We start from the raw sequence: 19,742 nt of genomic DNA, 5'->3' as shown, positions 1-19,742 counted from the left end.
CTTTGGATATATCTTCAAGACCTCCCGACAGCTGGGTCTTAACAACATCTTTCATCCTACCCTCTTCTCTCTCTTCTAAACTTTCACCGATACAGAATATCACCTTTAGACTATTTTCAAGAGCCAGCTTTATCTTCTTATTGATAAGAGTATCATCTTCTTTAAAATATTTTCTTCTTTCAGAGTGCCCTATAATAGTATATTTACATCCCGCATCCTTAGCCATCAAAGCTGATATCTCACCGGTATAGGCACCGGAAACTTCAGAGTGTATGTTCTGAGCACTTAAATCAATATTGCTATCCAATATTGCATCACTCACAGAGCTTAAGGCTGTAGAGGGCGGAGCCAAGACTATCTTGGCCTCTTCAATATCTATAAGCTCACGCTTGAGACTATTGACCAATTCAAGTGCCTTTTTAATAGTTTTATTCATCTTCCAATTTCCAGCAAAAATCAAATCTCTACCCATCTTCTCTCTCCTTTAATACCGCTATTCCCGGTAGAACCTTACCCTCAAGATATTCAAGAGAGGCTCCTCCTCCAGTTGAAATATGAGAGAAGCTGTCTACTATATCCATCTTCTCAATACAGGCTGCGGTATCTCCGCCCCCTATAACCTTAATAGCCTCAACTTCAGCCAGAAATTCAGCAATCTCTCTGGTCCCATAGGAGAAAGCTTCGATCTCAAATATACCTAGAGGTCCATTCCAGACAACTGTCTTAGCATCTTTTAATTCCTGTTTAAACAACTCTCTTGTCTCTTTCCCTATATCTATTGCGATCTTGCCCTCTGGAATCTCTAAGCCAACCTCTTCTACTTTTGCCCCATCTTTTATCTCTTCTACCACAATATGATCTAAAGGTAAGACTATCTTCTTTCCCTTATTCTCTGCCAGAGTCATAAGCTCTCCTGCAAGTTCTATCTTATCTTCTTCAAGCTTGGATAAGCCGACCTCAACACCTCGAGCTTTAAGAAAAGTATAGGCCATACCTCCAGCTATTAAGATCTTGTCAGCTACATTCAAGAGGTTCTTTATCACCTCTATCTTATCCGACACCTTTGCTCCTCCTAATATTGCATAGAACGGATGCTCGGGATCTCGGAGAATCTTCTCGAAATACTCTATCTCTTTCATCAACAAGAATCCAGCTGCAGCAGGAAGATAGTCGGCCACCCCTACAACTGAAGCATGGGCCCGATGAGAGGAGCCGAATGCATCATTAATAAAGATATCGCCTAAGAGAGAGAGCTCCTTTGCAAATTCAGGGTCATTTGCAGTCTCTTCTTTATAAAACCTTACGTTCTCAAGTAATAAAACCTCACCATCTCTTAATTCGTCTACCGCCTCTCTGGCATCTTTACCTATACAGCTATCAACCTTTTTTACCTCTTGACCCAATAATTCGCTTAGCCTATCTCTTACAGGATTAAGTCTCAGACTATCCAGAACCTCGCCTTTAGGCCGGCCTAAGTGACTCATAAGAATAACCTTAGCACTATTTTCAAGAGCATAGTTAATCGTAGGAAGTGCCGCCCTTATCCTGGTATCATCAGAAACCTCTAAACCATCGGTTAAAGGTACATTAAAATCAACTCTGATAAGAACCCTCTTCCCTTTAAGCTCTAAGTCCCTTATAGTCATTTTAGCCACAGATACCTCCCGTTCTCTTAGAATTGCAGCCGGATAATTACCTTCTCGATTATATATTTTCAGCAAGAAATGTCAACGAAATTGAAAAAGAGAAGAATGCAAATATAATAATATTTAATACCATTCTGCTGGTCGAGTAATAACCTTTCCGCTGCTTAAGATAATACTATCATCAAATTGGCAGCTCGCCAAATGTTTTGTCTTTATCTTAGAATAGTTGTCAACAGCAATCTTTAACGCTTCGGCTCTTCTAGTAATAGGTATCAATAATTTAATCTCTTTTGCTAGGAACATCCCTTTTACTGCTTCAATTGCTGGGATTAAATCACTATCTGCAGATATTATAATAGCCTTATCAAATTTATCATCAATTGCTTTTTGAAATAAAGTAATTGCTATACGAACATCCGTCTGTTTTTCTTCATACGTTTTATATATTTTACCGCATTTTCTACATCTCTTATCTTTATGTTTAAATTCAGATAAAATTGACTGAACATTGACTAATTGTAATGCCTCTATATATATTTTATGCCTAGCTACTTTTTTTGGATCCCAGCGTGCATAAGCTGAAAAATAGAATATATTTTCTACAACCTCATCGTCTGAAATGAATGATTCGCACAATTTTCGAAGATTTAACCATTTAAATTTACGATAGGCAAGATTATCTGCTAAAGCATGATATAGATTAAAGCCATCTACGAGGCATATGATTCTTTTTTTAAGTTTCATATACTTTATATAAAAAAACCCGGATCCAAAAAGACCCGGGGCCGGTAAAACATAACGTCTTAACCGGGCTGATATCTAATGACATTTTTAACATACAGCATTATACCTGTCAAGGGTAAACTAAAAGAGCAAAAATAAACAAATTCTTCACCAGTTTATCTTCTTAAATAGGAGTCCTCTCTTCAGTTACAACAAGATCCAAGAAGTTTCTCAGCTTTCTAGATCTTACAGGATGGCGAAGTTTTCTCAATGCCTTAGCTTCAATCTGACGTATCCTCTCTCTGGTTACGCTAAACATCTTGCCAACCTCTTCCAGTGTCCTAGGACAACCATCTCCTACCCCAAACCTATACTGCAGAACAGATTTCTCACGCTCTGTAAGAGAACTCAAGACACCATCAAGCTGTTCTTTAAGCATTGAATATGCCGTTGCATTGGCAGGAGAGATAGCCTTCTTATCTTCGATGAAATCTCCAAAATGCGTATCCCCTTCATCTCCAATGGGAGTCTGAAGCGATATCGGAGTCTGGGCTATCTTCATTATATTCTTAACCTTATCAATCGGCAGTTCCAGCTCTTTGGAGAGTTCTTCAGGATTTGGTTCACGGCCCTGGGTCTGGACAAAATTTCTTGAGACCCTGACAAGTTTATTGATAGTCTCTGTCATATGAACCGGTATTCTTATGGTCCGGGACTGATCAGCTATAGCACGTGTGATAGCCTGACGAATCCACCAGGTAGCATAGGTAGAGAACTTATATCCTCTCCTGTATTCAAACTTCTCAACGGCCTTCATAAGCCCTATATTTCCTTCTTGGATAAGATCTAGGAAAGAGAGACCTTTGTTTGTATATTTCTTTGCAATACTTACAACAAGCCTCAGATTGGCCTCTATAAGCCTGCGCTGAGCCTCAATATAGTAGATCTCTTTTCTCCTTATATTGTTGAGGCGTCTCTTTATCATCTCTTTAGACTCAACGAAGAGAAGCTCTACTTTTTTGACCTCTCTCTTTAGTTTAGATATTTCTTCCCGTCTCTTTTTAGTCTTCCTAAGTTTCTCAACCTGTCTTATCTTTCTTTGAGACTTATCTATTACACATACATAGAACCTGATTGAATCTTCCATCCATTCCAGAGATTTACCTGTAAACTCAAACTCTTTCAGAATCTGGTATATAGTCTCCTCATTCTTGGAAAGTTTAAGGCGTTTGAGTAGTCTCTTAACCTTATTTATATTCTTCTCACGAGGACTGGAGTCATCCTCATCGATATAGTCGTCAAAATTCAGCTCTTCATTCAAAACCCGCTGAGTAACATCTAAGGCAACATTCTTCGCTATCTTACACTTATATACCGCCTCTGTATAAATCTCTTTTTTCTTCTCTATATCTTTCGCAATCTCAACCTCTTGTTCACGCGTAAGAAGAGGGACTTGACCCATCTGTTTTAAATAGAGCCTTACCGGATCTTCGATGTGAACCGCAGGAGATGAATCTTTATTCTGATTCGGAAGCTCACTAAACTCAATAGACTCCTCTTCCTCATTATCCTTCTTAGACGCATCCACTATCTCAATATTCTCATTCCCCAAGATTGTAAGTATATCATCGATCTCACCCGACGATATGACTTCATCGGGAATCATACTATTAACCTCTTCATAAGTAAGAAAACCTTTGTCTTTACCTAACGATAGAAGTTTGGCCAGATTCTTCTTTTTAAACTTTCCGCCCATAATAATAGTCTCCTATGTTTCCAGCTCTTTTTTCTTGATATCGTTTAATTCCCTAAATAATATATCCAATCTCTTATTATCCGAATCCTGCTGTGCTTTTTTAATCTCCTGCTCCAAAAAATTACAATAATTCTTTATCTTCTGAATTTTAAGATTGATGATACATTGATTTAAATGTTCTTCAAAAACATCCTCTGATAACTCTACATTCTCAGCCATAATCTCAGCCAGGATCCGCGCTTCTTCCTCTGCCACTACATTAAGAAGATTGGCCAACTTCAATTTATCGCTATCCGGATAGATATTGTATATTACCTTGACCAAACTCTGAATCTCATCAGTTATAAACTCCTCAGGCTCCAGAACCCCTTTAATCTCAGGAATAACTTCGCTATTATTCAGCATAATATAAACGAGCGAAGCCTCAACAGAGCTATAGCTCTTTTGACGTAAAACCTCTTCTTTAAAAGCATCCTTCTTAATTCTGCCGGATTTAGTGCTAAACTCATCCCAGAGAATCTTCTCTTCAAAGCCCATCTTAGTAGAGAGCTCTTTAATATACTCTGCTCTTATCAGACGATTCCCGACTTTCTCAAGAGAGGCAAACATCTCATTCACAATCTTTATTCTGGAATCCAAGGATTCTACGCCGTAAATACTCTTTAAAACATCTAGTTTATAATCAAATATTCCTCTCTTCTTGGCTAACAATTTTAAAAACTCCTCTCCTCCCTTCTCTTGAATAAAGCTGTCAGGATCATAACCTTTAGGCAGCATAACCGCATTGGCTTTAATCCCTGATTCAAATACAATATCCAGCCCTCTTAAAGATGCAATCTGACCCGACTCATCACCATCATAGACAATTATCACCTCATCACTATATCTCTTTAAGAACCTGACCTGATCTTGAGTCAATGCAGTACCTAAAGAGGCTGCCACATTCTTTATACCGGCTTGGTAAAGCATGATCATATCCAGATAGCCTTCAACAATAATAGCGGTTTTTTCTCTCTTTATATCCGGCAATGTTACATCCGCTCCGTAGAGTGTCCTTCCTTTCTGATAGAGAGGGGTATGAGGTGAATTCAGATACTTCGGCATAGCTTTCGAAAACACCCTGCCTCCAAAACCAACTACCTTCTTATTATGGTCTATTATAGGAAAGATTAACCTATCCCTGAAGATATCATAAAAACCCTTACCATCCTTAGCCCTGACTGTAAGTCCGGCTTTAATTAAGAACTCATTGTTATACCCCTCATCTTTGAGTTGCTTACTCAAGGAATCCCAGCTCTGAGGTGCATAACCGAGATTAAAAAGTTTTACGGTATCCTCTCCTAACCCCCGGCTCTTTATGTAGTCTCTGCAGTTCTTCCCTAAAGATGAAAAGAGAGATCTACTGTAAAACCGGGCTGCTTTTTTATTCAAATCCAAAAATGCGCTGAGATCTACTCCTCTCTTTTGGTCCGGAATATCAATACCTACAAGAGAAGCCGCATAGTTAACAGCCTCTATAAAAGACATTGACTGATGTTTCATCAAAAAGTGAAAGATGTTACCGCCCTCTCCGCAGCCAAAGCAGTGAAAGATCTGCTTCTGGGGAGAGACGACAAAAGATGGTGTCTTCTCATGATGAAAAGGACAGAGCGCCTTAAAGTTTCCTCCAGTCTTCTTAAGGTGAATAAAAGAGTCTATCACCTCAACTATATCGGCCCTATCTCTGATATCGTTTATTATGTTTTCTGAAATAGCCATCCTACTTTTTTAACCTCCTGATTCTTTTGAATCCAGAGCACTCTATAAAGTTAAACTTCTCTCTCTTCTCTACTCTATCGAAAAGAAGATTTAAGCCCAGATTATCTGATGATATATGTCCTGCTATTATTGCATTTAGATGCGCCTCTTTCACTTTCTTAAAATGCTCTTCAGATAGATGCATACATATTATTGTTGAGACACCGCTATCTGCAATCTTGCTGAAGACCTCTTTTGATGTCTCTGTACCGCCTGTCATATCGATAAGTATCTTAGAGGCTTTACTCTTCTTATTCCCAATCACTATCTTAGGACCTGCATTTATAGAAGCTGCATCCTGATACTCTTTAAGCATAAGAAGGCTATCAATAATATCACTTAAGCTTCCTGGCTTCTTTTTATTGAAAAGAGCCGTAAGGTAAGCATTAACACAATTATCTGCAGCCGTATGAATACTCATAAAAGGAATATTCAAAAGCCGGGCAAAGGCTATGCCTCTCATATGATTAGCAGGTAAGAGCTTTCTAGAGACCTCCGCAATCCTATCAGCTACTAAAGACTCGGCTACGCTGGCTGCTACTCCAAGACTTGATAGAACATCAGAATGCACACTCATAACATCGGCTAAGTTAGCAAGACCAATACCTTCGGGATGATGAGATATAGCTAAATCTATTTTCTTACCTCTCTCTCTCAATCTATCCGCCAGAAGAATCTCAGGTCCCTCTATATCTATACCTATTAGAACATTTTTAACTTCAGTCTCGGGATCACCGAATAGTATTCTGGTATCACTGAAAGGACTCTTTAGCTTCTCAAGGTCAAAGTAGCCCTGCTCTCTCTCATCCATGCTCTGATACTCTCTCTCTCTCTCTCTGAGTATCTTGGCTACTTCAGTTTTTCCCCGAGGGTCATTCTCAATACCGATACGTACAGCCTCTTCATAGAGTTTCTTCAACTTCATACTAAGCACCTCCAGGTGTAATTAGTTGTAAAACTTTTGCAATGACACCATAGACTGCATTGGGTATAGGCAATATAAACCTATAAGTCACACTACCCCCAACCCACCTCCTAAAACCCCATAAGTTCAAATAGTAGAACACTCTGGTAAATATACCCATCCAGAGCAATCCGGATGAAAGCCCGATAAGGCCAGCTATTATCTCAGTAATGCCCAGATTCGGCCTAATATCGAAAAACCTATCTATAAATATACCCAACAATCTAAATACCAAGACCACTACTATTACAGTAGAGACCATTCCCAGGCCGTACACTATATTGGTGTTAAATCTCTGGGCCAGATATTCATAAAAATTACCCAATCTATAAAACATAAACACCCCCACCCCGATTGATAAAAAGCTATACAGAGCCGGAAAAATACCCTTCTTTCTGCCCCTTATATATCCAACACCGCAGGCTATGCCTGCTATTAGATCTATGAATCCGAATTCCAGTTTTTTATTCCTCCTATTACCTTCTTTATAAAGTGTAACATATAATTAGGCCTTGTCAAATTGCCTCAATGTTTATTTTGATATATAATAAAGAAGCTATGCATACTTTATTAAGTAATGCTTTTAAAGCCTTGGAAGAAATAATTCAACCTAAATATTGTATCTTCTGTATGAATAAAATTCCAGTAAAAGAGACCGGCTTTATATGTCAAGATTGTAAATCCAAAATCGAAAAGAACCCGCCGCCTTTCTGCAATAGATGCGGCAGGCATACATATAACAAACTATGCAGGGGATGTCTCTCTAAAGACAAGAGAGATCATTTTAAAGCCTACTACCTGTTTCAATACAGAGGCCTCATTCAGGACGGACTGCAGAGATTTAAATATAGAAGAGCCTTAAGTCTCTTGAACTATCTCTCGGAAGAGCTCTATCTCTTTTTAAAAGAAGAGATCTTACCTTTTGAAAAAATAGATTTCATAAGCTACGTACCTTTACACCGCAGGAAGTTAAAAGAACGGGAATTCAACCAGGCAGAACTTTTAGCAAGAGCAGTATCAAAGAGAACAAATATAACTCTTCTTAAAAAATTACTACTTAGAAAAATATATACTACCTCACAAAGCAAACTCTCTAAAGAAGAACGCAGAGTGAATATAGATGGTGTTTTTAAAGTAAACTTAAAATATAAAAATATAATTAGAAACTCAAAAGTTTTGCTAATCGATGATATAATTACAACTGGTTCAACTACCATCGAATGCATCAAAGAGTTGGAGAGACTAGGCTCTAAAACAATAGTCCTGGCAGCGGCAGGAGGATAGATAATATGAGGCTTATTAGAAACTACTTTTTAAGAGACTGGATAAACTCTTTTTTAATATCCCTGGGAATATTTACCCTGATATTCTCGATAGGCAACCTGGTTAAACTTGTCGATCTGATAATCAGCAAAGGTGTAGACCCAAGAAGCATCATCCAGCTGTTTCTTATGATAGTCCCTTTTAGCCTAATCTACACCCTTCCAATATCAACTCTTATAGCAACACTGCTAATATTTGGAAAGGCAGCCGCAGATAACGAGATAGTAACATTGAAAGCAAGCGGAATATCGGCTAAAAAGATATCGGTGCCGTTTATTATTCTAGGAGTGGTCTTCTCTCTCGTATCTTTCATATTCATGGATAGACTCTTACCCTTCACTCATTATAAATCCCGAGAGATTGTATTCAATATCGGCAGAAAAAACCCTACCGCATACCTTGAACCGGGTACCTTTATCAAAAGCTTCAAGAATCATATTATATTTTTCTATGGCCTGAAGAAGAATGAGCTTAAGAATATAAGAATATACATAAACGAAGAAGATAGGCCTTTAAGGACTATAATAGCTCGGAGAGCAAAGATAACCGATATCAGCAATAACGGCCTGACCCTAAGTTTGTATAACGGCAGCAGCGATGAAGTTGACCCCAAAAGACCGGAGGAATTCTATAAATTGAACTTTAAAGAGTATATAATCCATCTAGATTTAGGAAAAGCAAACAGAGAGGGCACTATCGATAAGAAACCTGAAGAGTATACAATTAAAGAATTGAAGAATAATATCAGGAAACTGGCAGAGAGAGGGGTAGATATACTGCCTCTAAGCTCAGAACTATATAAGAGATATGCTCAGCCTTTTACCTGCCTGGCCTTTATGCTGATAGGGCTGCCGCTTGGAATAAGGACCCATAGAAGAGAGAAATCGGTAGGGTTTGGCGTAGGATTAATGATAATAATATTTTACTACGTGCTCTTTGTAGCATCAGAAACCCTAATCTTAAATAGAACCATACCCGCTGAGATAGGGCACTGGATACCAACAGCGCTAATATTTATAACCGGCTTGATATTATATATCAATCTTGATGAGGTAAGAGGTTGAGAAAGATAGAGCAATATATCCTTCAAAAGATCTTAGCACCCTTTGTATTCTGCTTCGTACTGATATCCTTGATATATATAGTAGTAGATCTTTCAACAAATTTAGAGCATATAATGAAAAATCAGATTCAGATTGATATGGTAGTTTTTTACTATCTCTACTCCTTGCCCAGAATAATATTAGAGATAACACCTATCTGTCTTTTAGTAGCAGCTATATACTCACTGACAAAGATGAACAGAGCAAATGAGATAACAGCGATGAGAGCTGCAGGTATCAGTTTCTTTACTATCCTAAAACCCTATTTCACAACTGCAGTAATACTGGTCGTACTGATGTTTTTAAACCAAGAAAAAATAATTCCTCACTCATATAAAAAATTAAAAGAGATAGGCTATATCTTAGAGGGAAAGAAAAAGCAAGTACTACATAAAAATATCACTTTCTACGCGGAGGGAAACAGAATAATATTTGCCAAAGAGTTCTATTCCGACGATAAACTTTTAAACGGCGTTGTGATACTGGAGCAGGATCTGGACAAGAGAGTGCTATACAAGATAACCGCAGAGAGCGCACATTACAGAGACGGGAACTGGAGTCTTTATAATACGACCATATTCAAGCTCAACCCCAAAGGCACGGGAGTAGAGGAGGCCATAACACTAACAAGGAAAGATTACGACTTGAAAGAGAAACCCGAAGAACTCCTGATGACAGACCTGGGGATAACATATCAATCCTTTAAAAGCCTGCTCAAAAAAATCTTTATATTTAAAGGAGTATCACGAGAGATAATAAAAAGGCTTAGCGTTGAGCTTTACCATAAGTTATCATTTCCTTTTACCAATATTATCCTGCTTCTCTTTGGATTATTTGTAGGTCTTAATTCCAAGCAGGCCAGCCTGTTAAAGGGGCTGGGGATAGCACTGTTTGTTGGTTTCATCTACTACAGTTTAGATGCATTCGCATATTCGCTTGGTAAGATCGGACTCCTACCTCCTCCTATAGCAGGTTTCTCTGCAAACATATTCTTTCTGACTATAGGAGGTTATCTATTGATAAAGACGATTCGCTCTTAAGATAGGTTAGGTCAATATATGAATCAACTCGTGAAGATATCCGAAATTTTCTGACTTCTTAGATACCGCTTCTTTAAGTGAATAACTTATCGCTTCATCATTCACCCATCCAATAGCTGAAGAGCTCTCTCCTCTTAAGAGCGCAGCTACAGCCTCTCTACCCATAAGAGCTCCTAAGAGCCTGTCAAAAGCTGACGGTGCTCCGCCTCTCTGAGTATGGCCTATGACGGTTATCCTGATATCAGATATTGCGTGAGAGAACTTCCTGGCGAAGTCATCCACGCTCCCTGCACCTTCAGCAACAATAACTATCCAGCTTCTCTTACCTTTCTCTCTTCCCCTTTTTATCTTCTCTACTAAATCATCGTCTTCTATATCCGCTCCAGGTATTATTATATCTTCAGCACCTCCGGCCAGAGCAGAATAAACCGCAATAGAACCAGAGTCCCTCCCCATAACCTCAATAAGGAATATTCTATCCATGCTTGTTGCAGTATCTTTGATCTTATCTATCGCATCCATAGCGGTATTTAAAGCCGTATCAAAACCAAGTGTTCTCTGAGTAGCTTTGATATCATTGTCTATTGTCCCTGGAATACCTACAACCGGAAAATTGAACTCCTCATTTAAACAGAGCAAACCCTTAAAAGAACCATTCCCTCCTATTGAGATAAGCGCATTGATATTCTCCTGAATTAGATTATTATAGGCTCTCTCTCTATTGGCTCTATCCAGAAACTCTTCTGAACGGGCTGTCTTTAGAATGGTCCCTCCGCGGGATATTATATTGCTTACATCCCGAGGCCCCAGTATTCTAAAATCTCTCTCTATCAAACCTTTATAACCATAGCCGACACCAATAACACTAATACTCTTAAAGCTGGCAAACCGTACTACACTTCTGATAGCACAGTTCATACCCGGAGCATCTCCGCCGGAAGTTAAAACCGCTATCTTTTTAATGGCACTCCCTATCATTATATTCTTAAGTCCCCTCTTTCCATGAGGATATATATCTCCTCTGCTCCTCGGTCAACCGATCAATATCAATACCCATAGAGCCGAGCTTCATCCGGGCAATATAAGCATCTACATCATCAGGTACCTTATAGACCCTCTTTTCAAGAGAAGCATGGTTCTCTTTTAAATATTCACAACTCAATGCCTGATTGGCAAAGCTTAGATCCATTACTTCAGCCGGGTGACCCTCAGCACAGGCTAGATTTACAAGCCTCCCTTCACCGAGAAGATAGATTCTCTTTCCTTCGACAATATATTCATCTACCAGAGGTTTGGCCTCTCTCTTTGAAGAGGCTAACACCTTAAGACTTTTGATATCTATCTCGACATCAAAGTGACCGGAATTACAGACTATAGCCTTATCTTTCATAAGCAGAAAATGGTCCCTATTGATAACATTTATATCTCCGGTTAAAGTTATAAAGATATCCCCTATCTTGGCTGCCTCATTCATAGGCATAACTCTAAACCCATCCATAACGGCTTCAAGAGCCTTTAAGCAGTCAACCTCTGTAACAATAATATTTCCGCCCAACCCCTTTGCTCTCTTGGCAGCTCCCTTACCGCACCAGCCATAACCGGCTATAACTACATTATTACCTGCAATAAGCTTATTCGTCGCTCTTATAATACCATCCAGCGTTGACTGCCCGGTTCCATATCTATTGTCAAAGAGATGTTTTGTCCAGGCATCATTTACAGCAATCACCGGATAGAGAAGTTTTCCTTCCGCTGCCAAGGCTTTCAGCCTTATAACCCCGGTTGTAGTCTCTTCGGTGCTGCCCCAAGGTAGCTCTATACTCTTATCTCCTTCGGCTTTTTTATGTATCGTAGATACAAGATCGGCTCCATCATCCATAGTTATTATAGGATGATTAGCCAAAACAGCCTCGATATGGCTATAATAAGTCTCATTATCTTCTCCATTAACAGCAAAGACCTCTATCCCGTAATCTGCCACTAATGAAGCTGCGGTATCATCTTGAGTAGAGAGCGGATTAGATGCACAGAGAAGAACACGAGCCCCTGCCTCTTTTAACGTTATTGCCAATACAGCCGTCTCTGTCGTTAGATGGAGACAACCGCCTATATTTAACCCTTTTAAAGGTTTCTCTTTAGAGAACCTCTCTCTTATCTTTTCCAATACAGGCATTCTGTTCAACGCCCACTCAATCCTCTTCTTTCCTCCAGCTGCAAGTGATATATCTTTTATCAAAGAGTCTGTTTCCATTCAGTATCCCCTTTCAAAGTTTCAAAGCTTTCCTTAATTCGTCCACTCTACCCAAAATCTCCCAGCTAAAGCCGTCTTCCTCCCTGCCGAAATGACCATAGTATGCAGTCTTTTTATATATAGGTCTCTTAAGTTTTAAGAACTCAATAATACCGCAAGGTGTTAAATCAAAACTCTTTTTTATAACTTTGACAATATTGGCCTCAGGTACAACAGCGGTATTATAACTATCTATCATGACCGAGACCGGCTCAGCCACGCCGATAGCATAGGCAAGCTGAACTTCACACCTCTTTGCAGCTTCAGATGCTACAATATTCTTAGCTATATAACGCGCCATATATGCTGCAGAACGATCTACTTTAGACGGATCTTTCCCTGAAAAAGCTCCTCCGCCATGACGCCCTATACCGCCGTAAGTATCAACCATTATCTTACGCCCTGTTAAACCTGTATCTCCCTGAGGACCGCCGATAACAAACCTGCCTGTAGGATTGACTAAATATTTGGTATCCTTATCTACATACTTAGCAGGTAATACAGGCTTTATAACTCTCCTTATTATATCCATTCTCAGCTCTTCCATCTTAACAGCAGGATCATGCTGAGCAGCTATAATCACACAGCTTATCCTCTTAGGTTTATTATTGTGATACTCTACAGAGACCTGACTCTTTCCGTCCGGCCTTAAATATTTCAACTTTTTCTCCTCACGCACATCTGTCAGCTTTCTAACAAGATCATGCGAAAGCATGATAGGCAGAGGCATAAGCTCAGGGGTTTCATCAACAGCATAGCCATACATCATACCCTGATCCCCTGCCCCTCCCGCATCTACTCCTAAAGCAATATCCTTAGACTGTTCCTGGATTGATGTTACAACAGCACAGTTTTGACAGCAGAAACCATAATCCAGTTTGGTATACCCTGCCTCTCCGATTGTATCTCTTGCAATCCTTGCAACCTCTACATATGCATCCGTACTTATCTCACCCGCTACAAAAGCCATCCCTGTAGTCAAGAGAGTTTCGCAAGCTACTCTAGAGTCAGGATCTTTATCCATCAAAGCATCCAAAACAGCATCTGATATTGTATCTGCCATCTTATCTGGATGGCCTTTTGTTACTGATTCAGACGTAATAAGATATTTTCTCATCCTAACCATTAGAAATTTCTCCTTTCGCTAACAACCTCTATTGCTTTCCTGTAACATTCTATACTTCCGCCGATATCAGCCCAGCTCCCGCTTCTCTGAACAAAACCGTAGAGAGAATCTCTCTCAGCTAAGTAACGAAAATATCCTCCCAGAACATCCATAGAACCCTCTCTCTCATAAAACTCATTGACCATACTTAATTTACTCCTAGGCAGATAGTAGATTCCAAATGCTATCAGCGAGCTAAAAGGAACTTTAGGTTTTTCTTGAAATCTTATAACCTTATTATCTTTATCTAAAGAGAGTATGCCATAGTTAGATGCCTGTTCTCTATCTTTAAGCCTGTAGAGAAGCAGCCAATTCTGATCTTTTCTCTTCTTAACAGAGGAGAGAAAGCCTTCCAGTTTAAAAGAGAATACCATATCGGAGACCAGAAGCAAAATATCATCTTTTATCTTTTCACTTTTCAGTATAAATTTGAGGTCTCCAACCGCACCAAGCTTATCCCTTTGGTTTCTGGTTCCATCTGATTTTATGACTATCGGAACCGAAGCATGGTAATTTTCGACCCAATTTATAAGATTACTATAATACTTATCATTGGTTACTATGTTTATTCTTTTTAAATCTAAAGACCTTAGCTTCTTTAAGATATACTCTATGACTGGTGAGCCATCTATCGGAAAGAGCGCCTTGGGTATCTTCTTCGTTAGAGGATAGAGCCTCTTACCAACCCCTGCTGCTAAAATCACTGCTTCCATCAGATTCCTACTAACTCTCCGTAATCTTTACCCAGCAATGTTTTTAATTCTATTTTCAGTAAATCTTTTATCGCTTTAGCAGAGTCCATCTGCATTACCTCCGCTGCAATCTTCTCTGCCCGGGTTATTTCAACAACAGAGACAATGAGCTTAAGCTCAGGTATTATTAAAGGGCTGACACTGAATTTACGTAATCCCAGCCCCAGAAGAAGGAGAAAGAAGTAGTTAACCCCCGCCATCTCTCCGCACATACCAACAGGAACCCGATGCTCTCTGCTATCTTTTATGATCCGGTCTATTAGCCTTAAGACTCCGGGATGAGCAGGGTCATAGAGATAGGAAATCTTCTCATTTATACGGTCGACTGCAATAGAGTACTGTATAAGATCGTTAGTACCGATACTGAAGAAATCGACCCTGTTTTTAAGATGGTCACAGACCATGGCTGCCGAAGGCGTCTCAAGCATAGCCCCTATCTTTAGATCCTTATTGTAGGGGATCTCTTCTCTATCTAAATCCTGCATAACCTCAGCTATAATCTTTCTGGCTTCGTCCACCTCTTCAATCCCTGATATCATAGGAAACATTATCTGAAGATCGCCATGAACCGAGGCTCTCAACATAGCCCTGAGCTGAGTCTTAAATATGATAGGCCTAGCCAGACAGAACCTTATCGCCCGCCAACCAAGAAAAGGATTCAGCTCATAAGATATATCCAATGGAGATATAAACTTATCCCCTCCAAGATCTAACGTCCTTATAATAACTGTATCTGGAGCCATCTGAAGAGCAACCATCTTATAGGCCTGATACTGCTCATCTTCAGTGGGAAGATCTGTACGATTCAAATAGAGATACTCTGTCCTGTAAAGCCCGATGCCGTCCGCTCCATGATCCTGAACCGACTTAACCTCAAATGGCAATTCTATGTTGGCCATTATCTTAATAACCACGCCATCTTTGGTCTTACTCTCATTATCTTTAAACTCCATGATGCGGGCCAATTTAGCCTCTACCTCATTTTTCTTCTCTTGATATAACTTCAAAGTAGCATGGGAAGGGTTGACTATCAGCTCTCCGCTGCTGCCGTCTATGATAACAAGGTCGCCCATCTCTATCTTAAAGGTAGCATTCTCTGCTCCTACAATAGCCGGTATTTCGAACGATTTAGCCATAATTGCAGTATGGGTAGTCGGCCCTCCGCTCTCTGTAACAAGACCTAAGACAAACTCTCTATTTAAAACAGCTGTATCTGAAGGAGAGAGATCATGAGCAATCAATATAGTCTTTTCTTTAAACTCTCTAACGGTCGATACATCTTTGCCTATTAGGTTTTTCAAAACCCTCTTGCCAAAATCACTGATATCCTGAACTCTCTCTTTAAGGTAGGGATCGTCAAGCTTGGCAAGAGCCTTCTTATATTTTTTAAGTACATCAAAAAACACATACTCGATACCACAAAGCTCCTTTCTCAGCCTCTCTATAATCTCCTCCAGCAGAACTCTATCTTCCAAAAGCATAAGCTGAACATCAAATATATTGGCATATTTAGAACCCATCTCCCGGGCCATACTATCCTGTATCTTGACTATCTCTTTCTTGGTCTTAAGAAGAGCGTTTTCTAAGTTCTTTATCTCTTCGCTTAAATCAGCCTCTTTAATACTCCTGCGCTCTACCTGAAGTATATCATTCGATATAACATAAGCCTTGGCTATGCCTATACCCGGTGATACTGGAACTCCTTTAAGTATTATCTCTTTATTAAACATCTTCTTTTAATATTACTCTCTTCAACGACTCTATAGCCTCTTCTGCATCTTCACCTTCGACTTCAATAATAATCTCATCTTTACATTCTACACCCAGAGTTAAAATATTTAAAATGGATTTCCCATCTACGACTAAATCGCCCTTTGTAACTATAACCTTTGACATAAATTTATTCGCCGTCTCAACAAACACCGCGGCAGGCCTTGCATGTAAACCTTGTTCGGAAGCCACTTTTAATTTTCTTATAATTCTCATAGTTTATCCACACCTATCTTAAAATTTAAATCCAGAGACTTTTTCTCAAACGGCCAAATAAAATGCATAGACAGCCCCTGGTATGACTTCTCTAAACCAGATTCGGAATCAGAGATAGTATAGATAGGATATGAAAAGATGGTTGTCTCTTTTGAAAATTTAAACGAGTATCTCAACTTAAACCAGCTATCTTCTAATGCTAATTCCCGGGTTTTAAAAAACCCTCCCTCTTTTAATATCTCTTCTGAATATAAGAGCAGATTAAACTCAGAAGAGAAGACCAAATCATTATCCAGGCTGTGCTTTATATTATATGAAAAATTAAGAAAATTTCCGTTTAATTTAAGACTCTTTACTAAAGATAGACCTTTAACATCTATAGATACCTTTATACCCTTCTCATCAGCTTTACATCTATAAGGTCTCTTATGAAGGTTTAAAACATCTTTCACTCTATTTCTTGAAAAAGCCTCCTCGTTTAAATCAAGCTCTGAGTAGATATGGTCTATCCAGGCAGATTTTCTATAATGGTCATATACCAGTTTATCTTGAAGCCCCTGGGCAACTATTGCTGTTTGATCATGAATACTGGAAGGATTTACTGGAGCTGAAAGTTCACTATCAATCTCGCTCTCCTGAAGTATCTTTTGATGGTAAGACTCTTCTCTCCTTGTTAAAACATTAAGAATATTCATATTTTTAGGCTTATAGTCTATCTCAACAATAGTACCTCCAGAGTCTGGACAGATATAAAGATTATAGACTCTATCTTTAAAGATAACCTCCTCATTTCCATCTAAATCAATATCGCTCTGTTCAATCAGCGGAAATCGAACTTCAGTTATAGTATCCAAATCATTCTCAGCATCTATAAGATATCTATAGGCGAGATATCTTAAATGCGTAAGGTAGAGCCCGCCAAAGACTCCATGCCAATAGACATCATTGTTCTGGGCCTTATAGAGCTTCTCTCTTATTTGAGGATAGACTCTCTTCGAATCCTCTTCCAACTGCTCTAATTTCAAGCTAATATTGAATACTCTTTTCTGGAGATGGTTACTCTCAGGATACTTAGTCAAAAAATTCCTAAACATACCTCCTGACCAGTCCATCATCTCTGAATAACTTGCAGAGGGTAAATATACCCTGCCTGAAGAAGGGTAGGAATTCAAGATATCACTGAAATGGGCTGTTTTAAGCCAATCGCTATTTTGAGACAAGAGAGTGAAGAACCTGTTCAACCACTGTTCCTTATAGACCCAATCATATGTACCTGGCCAAAATCCGAATTTCTCTAAATCATCTCCAAAGGATATTGCCATTACTCCCTGTTCTTTTTTTAACCTTAAATAATCTATTGAATCAGCCGGGGGTTTAAACGGCATTGAGTATCTTAAGAATTTAGAGCCTGGGAAAAGAGCCAAACTATAGTTCTTATCTTCGGTCATATAATAACCCCCTATACTCTCCTGGTCCAGTCCGGCTCTTTTAAAATGTTCATCATCAACAATAACAAAATCAATACCGGAGGTCTTTATCGGTTTGACTAAATCCGGCTCCCAGACTCTCTCAGTAAGCCAGAGTCCTCTGGGTTTGACCTTAAAAATCTCACTTATCTTGGAGAGATATAGCTCTATCTGGTTTCTCTTATCCCGATCAGAGAGAAGTACCAATATAGGCTCGTAATAACCGGCTGAGAGAAGCTTTAATTGTCCCTTCTCAATTAAACTTTCTATAAGATTCAAGAATTCCACTTGATTCTTTAATGTCCAATCCAAAAGACTGCCGCTTATATGAAATGACATTTTTATCTCCGGAAACTGAGAGAGTGCATTAAAAAAAGGAATGTATGAACTCTCAAAAGCCTGATGAAAAACATTGTCAAAATTATCAACCGGCTGGTGAGCATGAACAGCAATTAATAGATTAATACTATCTCTGTTTAAATCCATTTCCCTCTGCTTTTATTAAGACTGAGTATCTCCAGCACCAGCTCGGCAAGTTTATTTGAATCATGCCTGACAACACCTCCTAAATCAGAGAGATCTCTAACAATGGCTTTAGGCCCTAACTTCTCTACTTCGATAATATCAGCCCTTACAGGAGAGCTGTCCTCTTCCTGATAATTCTGAAGCAGGTCACCGGGAATAAAAGATAAATTAAGCACTGCATACTGAATTAAACTTGAAGAGGTATGTTCAAAGATAGCCTTAATATGGTCTGAAGCTGTATAGTTATCAGTCTCGCCAAGTTGAGTCATAATATTGACCACATATATCTTAATAGCAGGGGAGTTTAAAATGGCCTCCGCCATACCAGGGACAAGAAGATTGGGTATAACACTGGTATAGAGACTGCCGGGGCCTAAGATAATAACATCTGCATTCTCAATCGCCTCCATCGCCTCATAAACCAACTTGCATTGAGAAGGCTGAAGCCTTACTCTTTTAATCTTAAGTTTTGCCTCTGGAATTTTAGATTCACCCACTGTCTCCCTACCGTTCTCGTGCTCCGCGATTAATTTTACCTTGTCTACTGTCGCTGGAATAACGCGGCCTTTTATAGCCAGAACCTTACTAGACTCTTTTATTGCCTTTTCAAAATCGCCTGTTATTTGAGAGAGCGCAGTAATAAATAGATTGCCAAAATTGTGGTCTTTTAATTCACCTTCAGCTTTAAAGCGGTACTGAAACAGTTCTCTCATTAAAGGCGGAGCATCGGCTAAAGCAACAAGGCAGTTCCTTATATCTCCAGGAGGAAGGATATCAAATTCTTTCCGCAGCCTGCCTGAAGAGCCTCCATCGTCGGCTACGGTAACAATGGCAGTAGTATTGGCAGTGACATTTTTTAAACCCTGAAGCAGTGTCGAAAGGCCTGTACCTCCTCCAATAGCAACAATATTGGGCCCCTTCTCCAGCTTTTTCTTTTCCAGAAACAATTCCAATAACTTTTTGGAGCGTTCAGGATAGAGAGCGTTTATAACTGCAGCAACGAACTCTTTGATACCTACTATAATGGCTAATGCCCCCAAAAGAAGACCTAATATGGAATAGAAGTTGCTATTATAGCTGTCAGCCTTTACAAGGCTTGCCGAGCTTAACGATATAAAGATCACCCCTACGGCTGAAAGGAATATCCATCTTTTTATACCAATGCCAGGATATAACCAGCGTAGTTCTTTTATCATTCTTATAACC

Annotated in this window: 18 protein-coding genes; 3 read left to right on the top strand and 15 right to left on the bottom strand. The window is 39.3% G+C overall.

Annotation, left to right across the window (positions count from 1 at the left end; translation table 11 throughout):
• From tpiA to P9L98_02180, 7 genes are all read right to left on the bottom strand, one after another.
• Positions 1–472: triose-phosphate isomerase (gene tpiA, locus P9L98_02210; GenBank protein MDP8216119.1), on the bottom strand; the 472-nt coding region annotated here is incomplete at its 3' end.
• Positions 465–1,655 carry a phosphoglycerate kinase gene (locus P9L98_02205; protein MDP8216118.1) on the bottom strand — a complete coding sequence of 397 codons (1,191 nt, stop codon included), beginning with the start codon at positions 1,653–1,655 and terminating at the stop codon, positions 465–467. The genes tpiA and P9L98_02205, both read right to left, overlap by 8 nt.
• A gap of 114 nt (positions 1,656–1,769) precedes the next feature.
• On the bottom strand, positions 1,770–2,390 hold the full coding sequence (locus tag P9L98_02200; GenBank protein MDP8216117.1) for an NYN domain-containing protein: 621 nt from the start codon (positions 2,388–2,390) through the stop codon (positions 1,770–1,772).
• A gap of 163 nt (positions 2,391–2,553) precedes the next feature.
• The gene (gene rpoD / locus P9L98_02195; protein ID MDP8216116.1) at positions 2,554–4,125 is read right to left on the bottom strand and encodes an RNA polymerase sigma factor RpoD; all 1,572 of its coding nucleotides are present in this window, start codon (positions 4,123–4,125) and stop codon (positions 2,554–2,556) included.
• A gap of 12 nt (positions 4,126–4,137) precedes the next feature.
• Complete coding sequence (dnaG, locus tag P9L98_02190) at positions 4,138–5,883, bottom strand: DNA primase (protein MDP8216115.1); 1,746 nt, start codon at positions 5,881–5,883, stop codon at positions 4,138–4,140.
• 1 nt (position 5,884) lies between these two features.
• Positions 5,885–6,847: an NGG1p interacting factor NIF3 gene (locus P9L98_02185; GenBank protein ID MDP8216114.1), complete on the bottom strand. Its 963-nt coding sequence runs from the start codon at positions 6,845–6,847 to the stop codon at positions 5,885–5,887.
• A gap of 1 nt (position 6,848) precedes the next feature.
• On the bottom strand, positions 6,849–7,322 hold the full coding sequence (locus P9L98_02180; GenBank protein ID MDP8216113.1) for a CvpA family protein: 474 nt from the start codon (positions 7,320–7,322) through the stop codon (positions 6,849–6,851).
• A 122-nt stretch (positions 7,323–7,444) separates the two neighbouring features.
• Here P9L98_02180 and P9L98_02175 point away from each other — a divergent pair, with 122 nt between their 5' ends.
• From P9L98_02175 to P9L98_02165, 3 genes are read left to right on the top strand one after another with little or no spacing between them, the layout of a single operon-like run.
• Complete coding sequence (locus tag P9L98_02175) at positions 7,445–8,170, top strand: ComF family protein (GenBank protein ID MDP8216112.1); 726 nt, start codon at positions 7,445–7,447, stop codon at positions 8,168–8,170.
• A 5-nt stretch (positions 8,171–8,175) separates the two neighbouring features.
• A complete protein-coding gene (locus tag P9L98_02170; protein ID MDP8216111.1) occupies positions 8,176–9,273 on the top strand; it encodes an LptF/LptG family permease in 1,098 nt (365 codons plus the stop codon).
• Entirely contained in the window at positions 9,270–10,352 is a 1,083-nt protein-coding gene (locus P9L98_02165; protein MDP8216110.1) for an LptF/LptG family permease, read from the top strand. The genes P9L98_02170 and P9L98_02165 overlap by 4 nt, the downstream gene beginning before the upstream one ends.
• A gap of 6 nt (positions 10,353–10,358) precedes the next feature.
• Here the strand turns inward: P9L98_02165 and P9L98_02160 are convergent, their stop codons facing one another.
• From P9L98_02160 to P9L98_02125, 8 genes are read right to left on the bottom strand one after another with little or no spacing between them, the layout of a single operon-like run.
• A complete protein-coding gene (locus P9L98_02160; protein ID MDP8216109.1) occupies positions 10,359–11,330 on the bottom strand; it encodes an ATP-dependent 6-phosphofructokinase in 972 nt (323 codons plus the stop codon).
• A 7-nt stretch (positions 11,331–11,337) separates the two neighbouring features.
• The gene (gene ahcY / locus P9L98_02155; protein MDP8216108.1) at positions 11,338–12,603 is read right to left on the bottom strand and encodes an adenosylhomocysteinase; all 1,266 of its coding nucleotides are present in this window, start codon (positions 12,601–12,603) and stop codon (positions 11,338–11,340) included.
• A 13-nt stretch (positions 12,604–12,616) separates the two neighbouring features.
• Positions 12,617–13,759, bottom strand: a complete 1,143-nt coding sequence (metK, locus tag P9L98_02150; GenBank protein MDP8216107.1) for a methionine adenosyltransferase — start codon at positions 13,757–13,759, stop codon at positions 12,617–12,619.
• A gap of 8 nt (positions 13,760–13,767) precedes the next feature.
• Complete coding sequence (locus P9L98_02145) at positions 13,768–14,520, bottom strand: nucleotidyltransferase family protein (protein MDP8216106.1); 753 nt, start codon at positions 14,518–14,520, stop codon at positions 13,768–13,770.
• Entirely contained in the window at positions 14,520–16,289 is a 1,770-nt protein-coding gene (gene ptsP, locus P9L98_02140; GenBank protein ID MDP8216105.1) for a phosphoenolpyruvate--protein phosphotransferase, read from the bottom strand. The genes P9L98_02145 and ptsP overlap by 1 nt, the downstream gene beginning before the upstream one ends.
• On the bottom strand, positions 16,282–16,545 hold the full coding sequence (locus P9L98_02135) for an HPr family phosphocarrier protein (GenBank protein ID MDP8216104.1): 264 nt from the start codon (positions 16,543–16,545) through the stop codon (positions 16,282–16,284). Before P9L98_02135 ends, ptsP begins: the two co-directional genes overlap by 8 nt.
• On the bottom strand, positions 16,542–18,497 hold the full coding sequence (locus tag P9L98_02130; protein MDP8216103.1) for a DUF1926 domain-containing protein: 1,956 nt from the start codon (positions 18,495–18,497) through the stop codon (positions 16,542–16,544). The genes P9L98_02135 and P9L98_02130 overlap by 4 nt, the downstream gene beginning before the upstream one ends.
• The gene (locus P9L98_02125) at positions 18,488–19,732 is read right to left on the bottom strand and encodes a YvcK family protein (GenBank protein ID MDP8216102.1); all 1,245 of its coding nucleotides are present in this window, start codon (positions 19,730–19,732) and stop codon (positions 18,488–18,490) included. The genes P9L98_02130 and P9L98_02125 overlap by 10 nt, the downstream gene beginning before the upstream one ends.
• Positions 19,733–19,742 lie beyond the last annotated feature (10 nt).

The sequence above is a fragment of the Candidatus Kaelpia imicola genome (assembly GCA_030765505.1).
In the GTDB taxonomy this organism is placed as follows: Bacteria; Omnitrophota; Gorgyraeia; order Kaelpiales; family Kaelpiaceae; genus Kaelpia; species Kaelpia imicola.
The sequence above is the reverse complement of the archived record's forward strand: the minus strand, read 5'-3'. Positions and strand labels throughout refer to the sequence as shown.

Coding starts and splice junctions, on each gene's coding strand:
- P9L98_02130 (MDP8216103.1), bottom strand. CDS start 18,497: ATGGATTTAAACAGAGATAGTATTAATCTATTAATTGCTGTTCATGCT.
- P9L98_02125 (MDP8216102.1), bottom strand. CDS start 19,732: ATGATAAAAGAACTACGCTGGTTATATCCTGGCATTGGTATAAAAAGA.
- ptsP (MDP8216105.1), bottom strand. CDS start 16,289: ATGTTTAATAAAGAGATAATACTTAAAGGAGTTCCAGTATCACCGGGT.
- P9L98_02145 (MDP8216106.1), bottom strand. CDS start 14,520: ATGGAAGCAGTGATTTTAGCAGCAGGGGTTGGTAAGAGGCTCTATCCT.
- P9L98_02170 (MDP8216111.1), top strand. CDS start 8,176: ATGAGGCTTATTAGAAACTACTTTTTAAGAGACTGGATAAACTCTTTT.
- ahcY (MDP8216108.1), bottom strand. CDS start 12,603: ATGGAAACAGACTCTTTGATAAAAGATATATCACTTGCAGCTGGAGGA.
- P9L98_02175 (MDP8216112.1), top strand. CDS start 7,445: ATGCATACTTTATTAAGTAATGCTTTTAAAGCCTTGGAAGAAATAATT.
- P9L98_02160 (MDP8216109.1), bottom strand. CDS start 11,330: ATGATAGGGAGTGCCATTAAAAAGATAGCGGTTTTAACTTCCGGCGGA.
- metK (MDP8216107.1), bottom strand. CDS start 13,759: ATGAGAAAATATCTTATTACGTCTGAATCAGTAACAAAAGGCCATCCA.
- P9L98_02185 (MDP8216114.1), bottom strand. CDS start 6,847: ATGAAGTTGAAGAAACTCTATGAAGAGGCTGTACGTATCGGTATTGAG.
- P9L98_02135 (MDP8216104.1), bottom strand. CDS start 16,545: ATGAGAATTATAAGAAAATTAAAAGTGGCTTCCGAACAAGGTTTACAT.
- rpoD (MDP8216116.1), bottom strand. CDS start 4,125: ATGGGCGGAAAGTTTAAAAAGAAGAATCTGGCCAAACTTCTATCGTTA.
- dnaG (MDP8216115.1), bottom strand. CDS start 5,883: ATGGCTATTTCAGAAAACATAATAAACGATATCAGAGATAGGGCCGAT.
- P9L98_02200 (MDP8216117.1), bottom strand. CDS start 2,390: ATGAAACTTAAAAAAAGAATCATATGCCTCGTAGATGGCTTTAATCTA.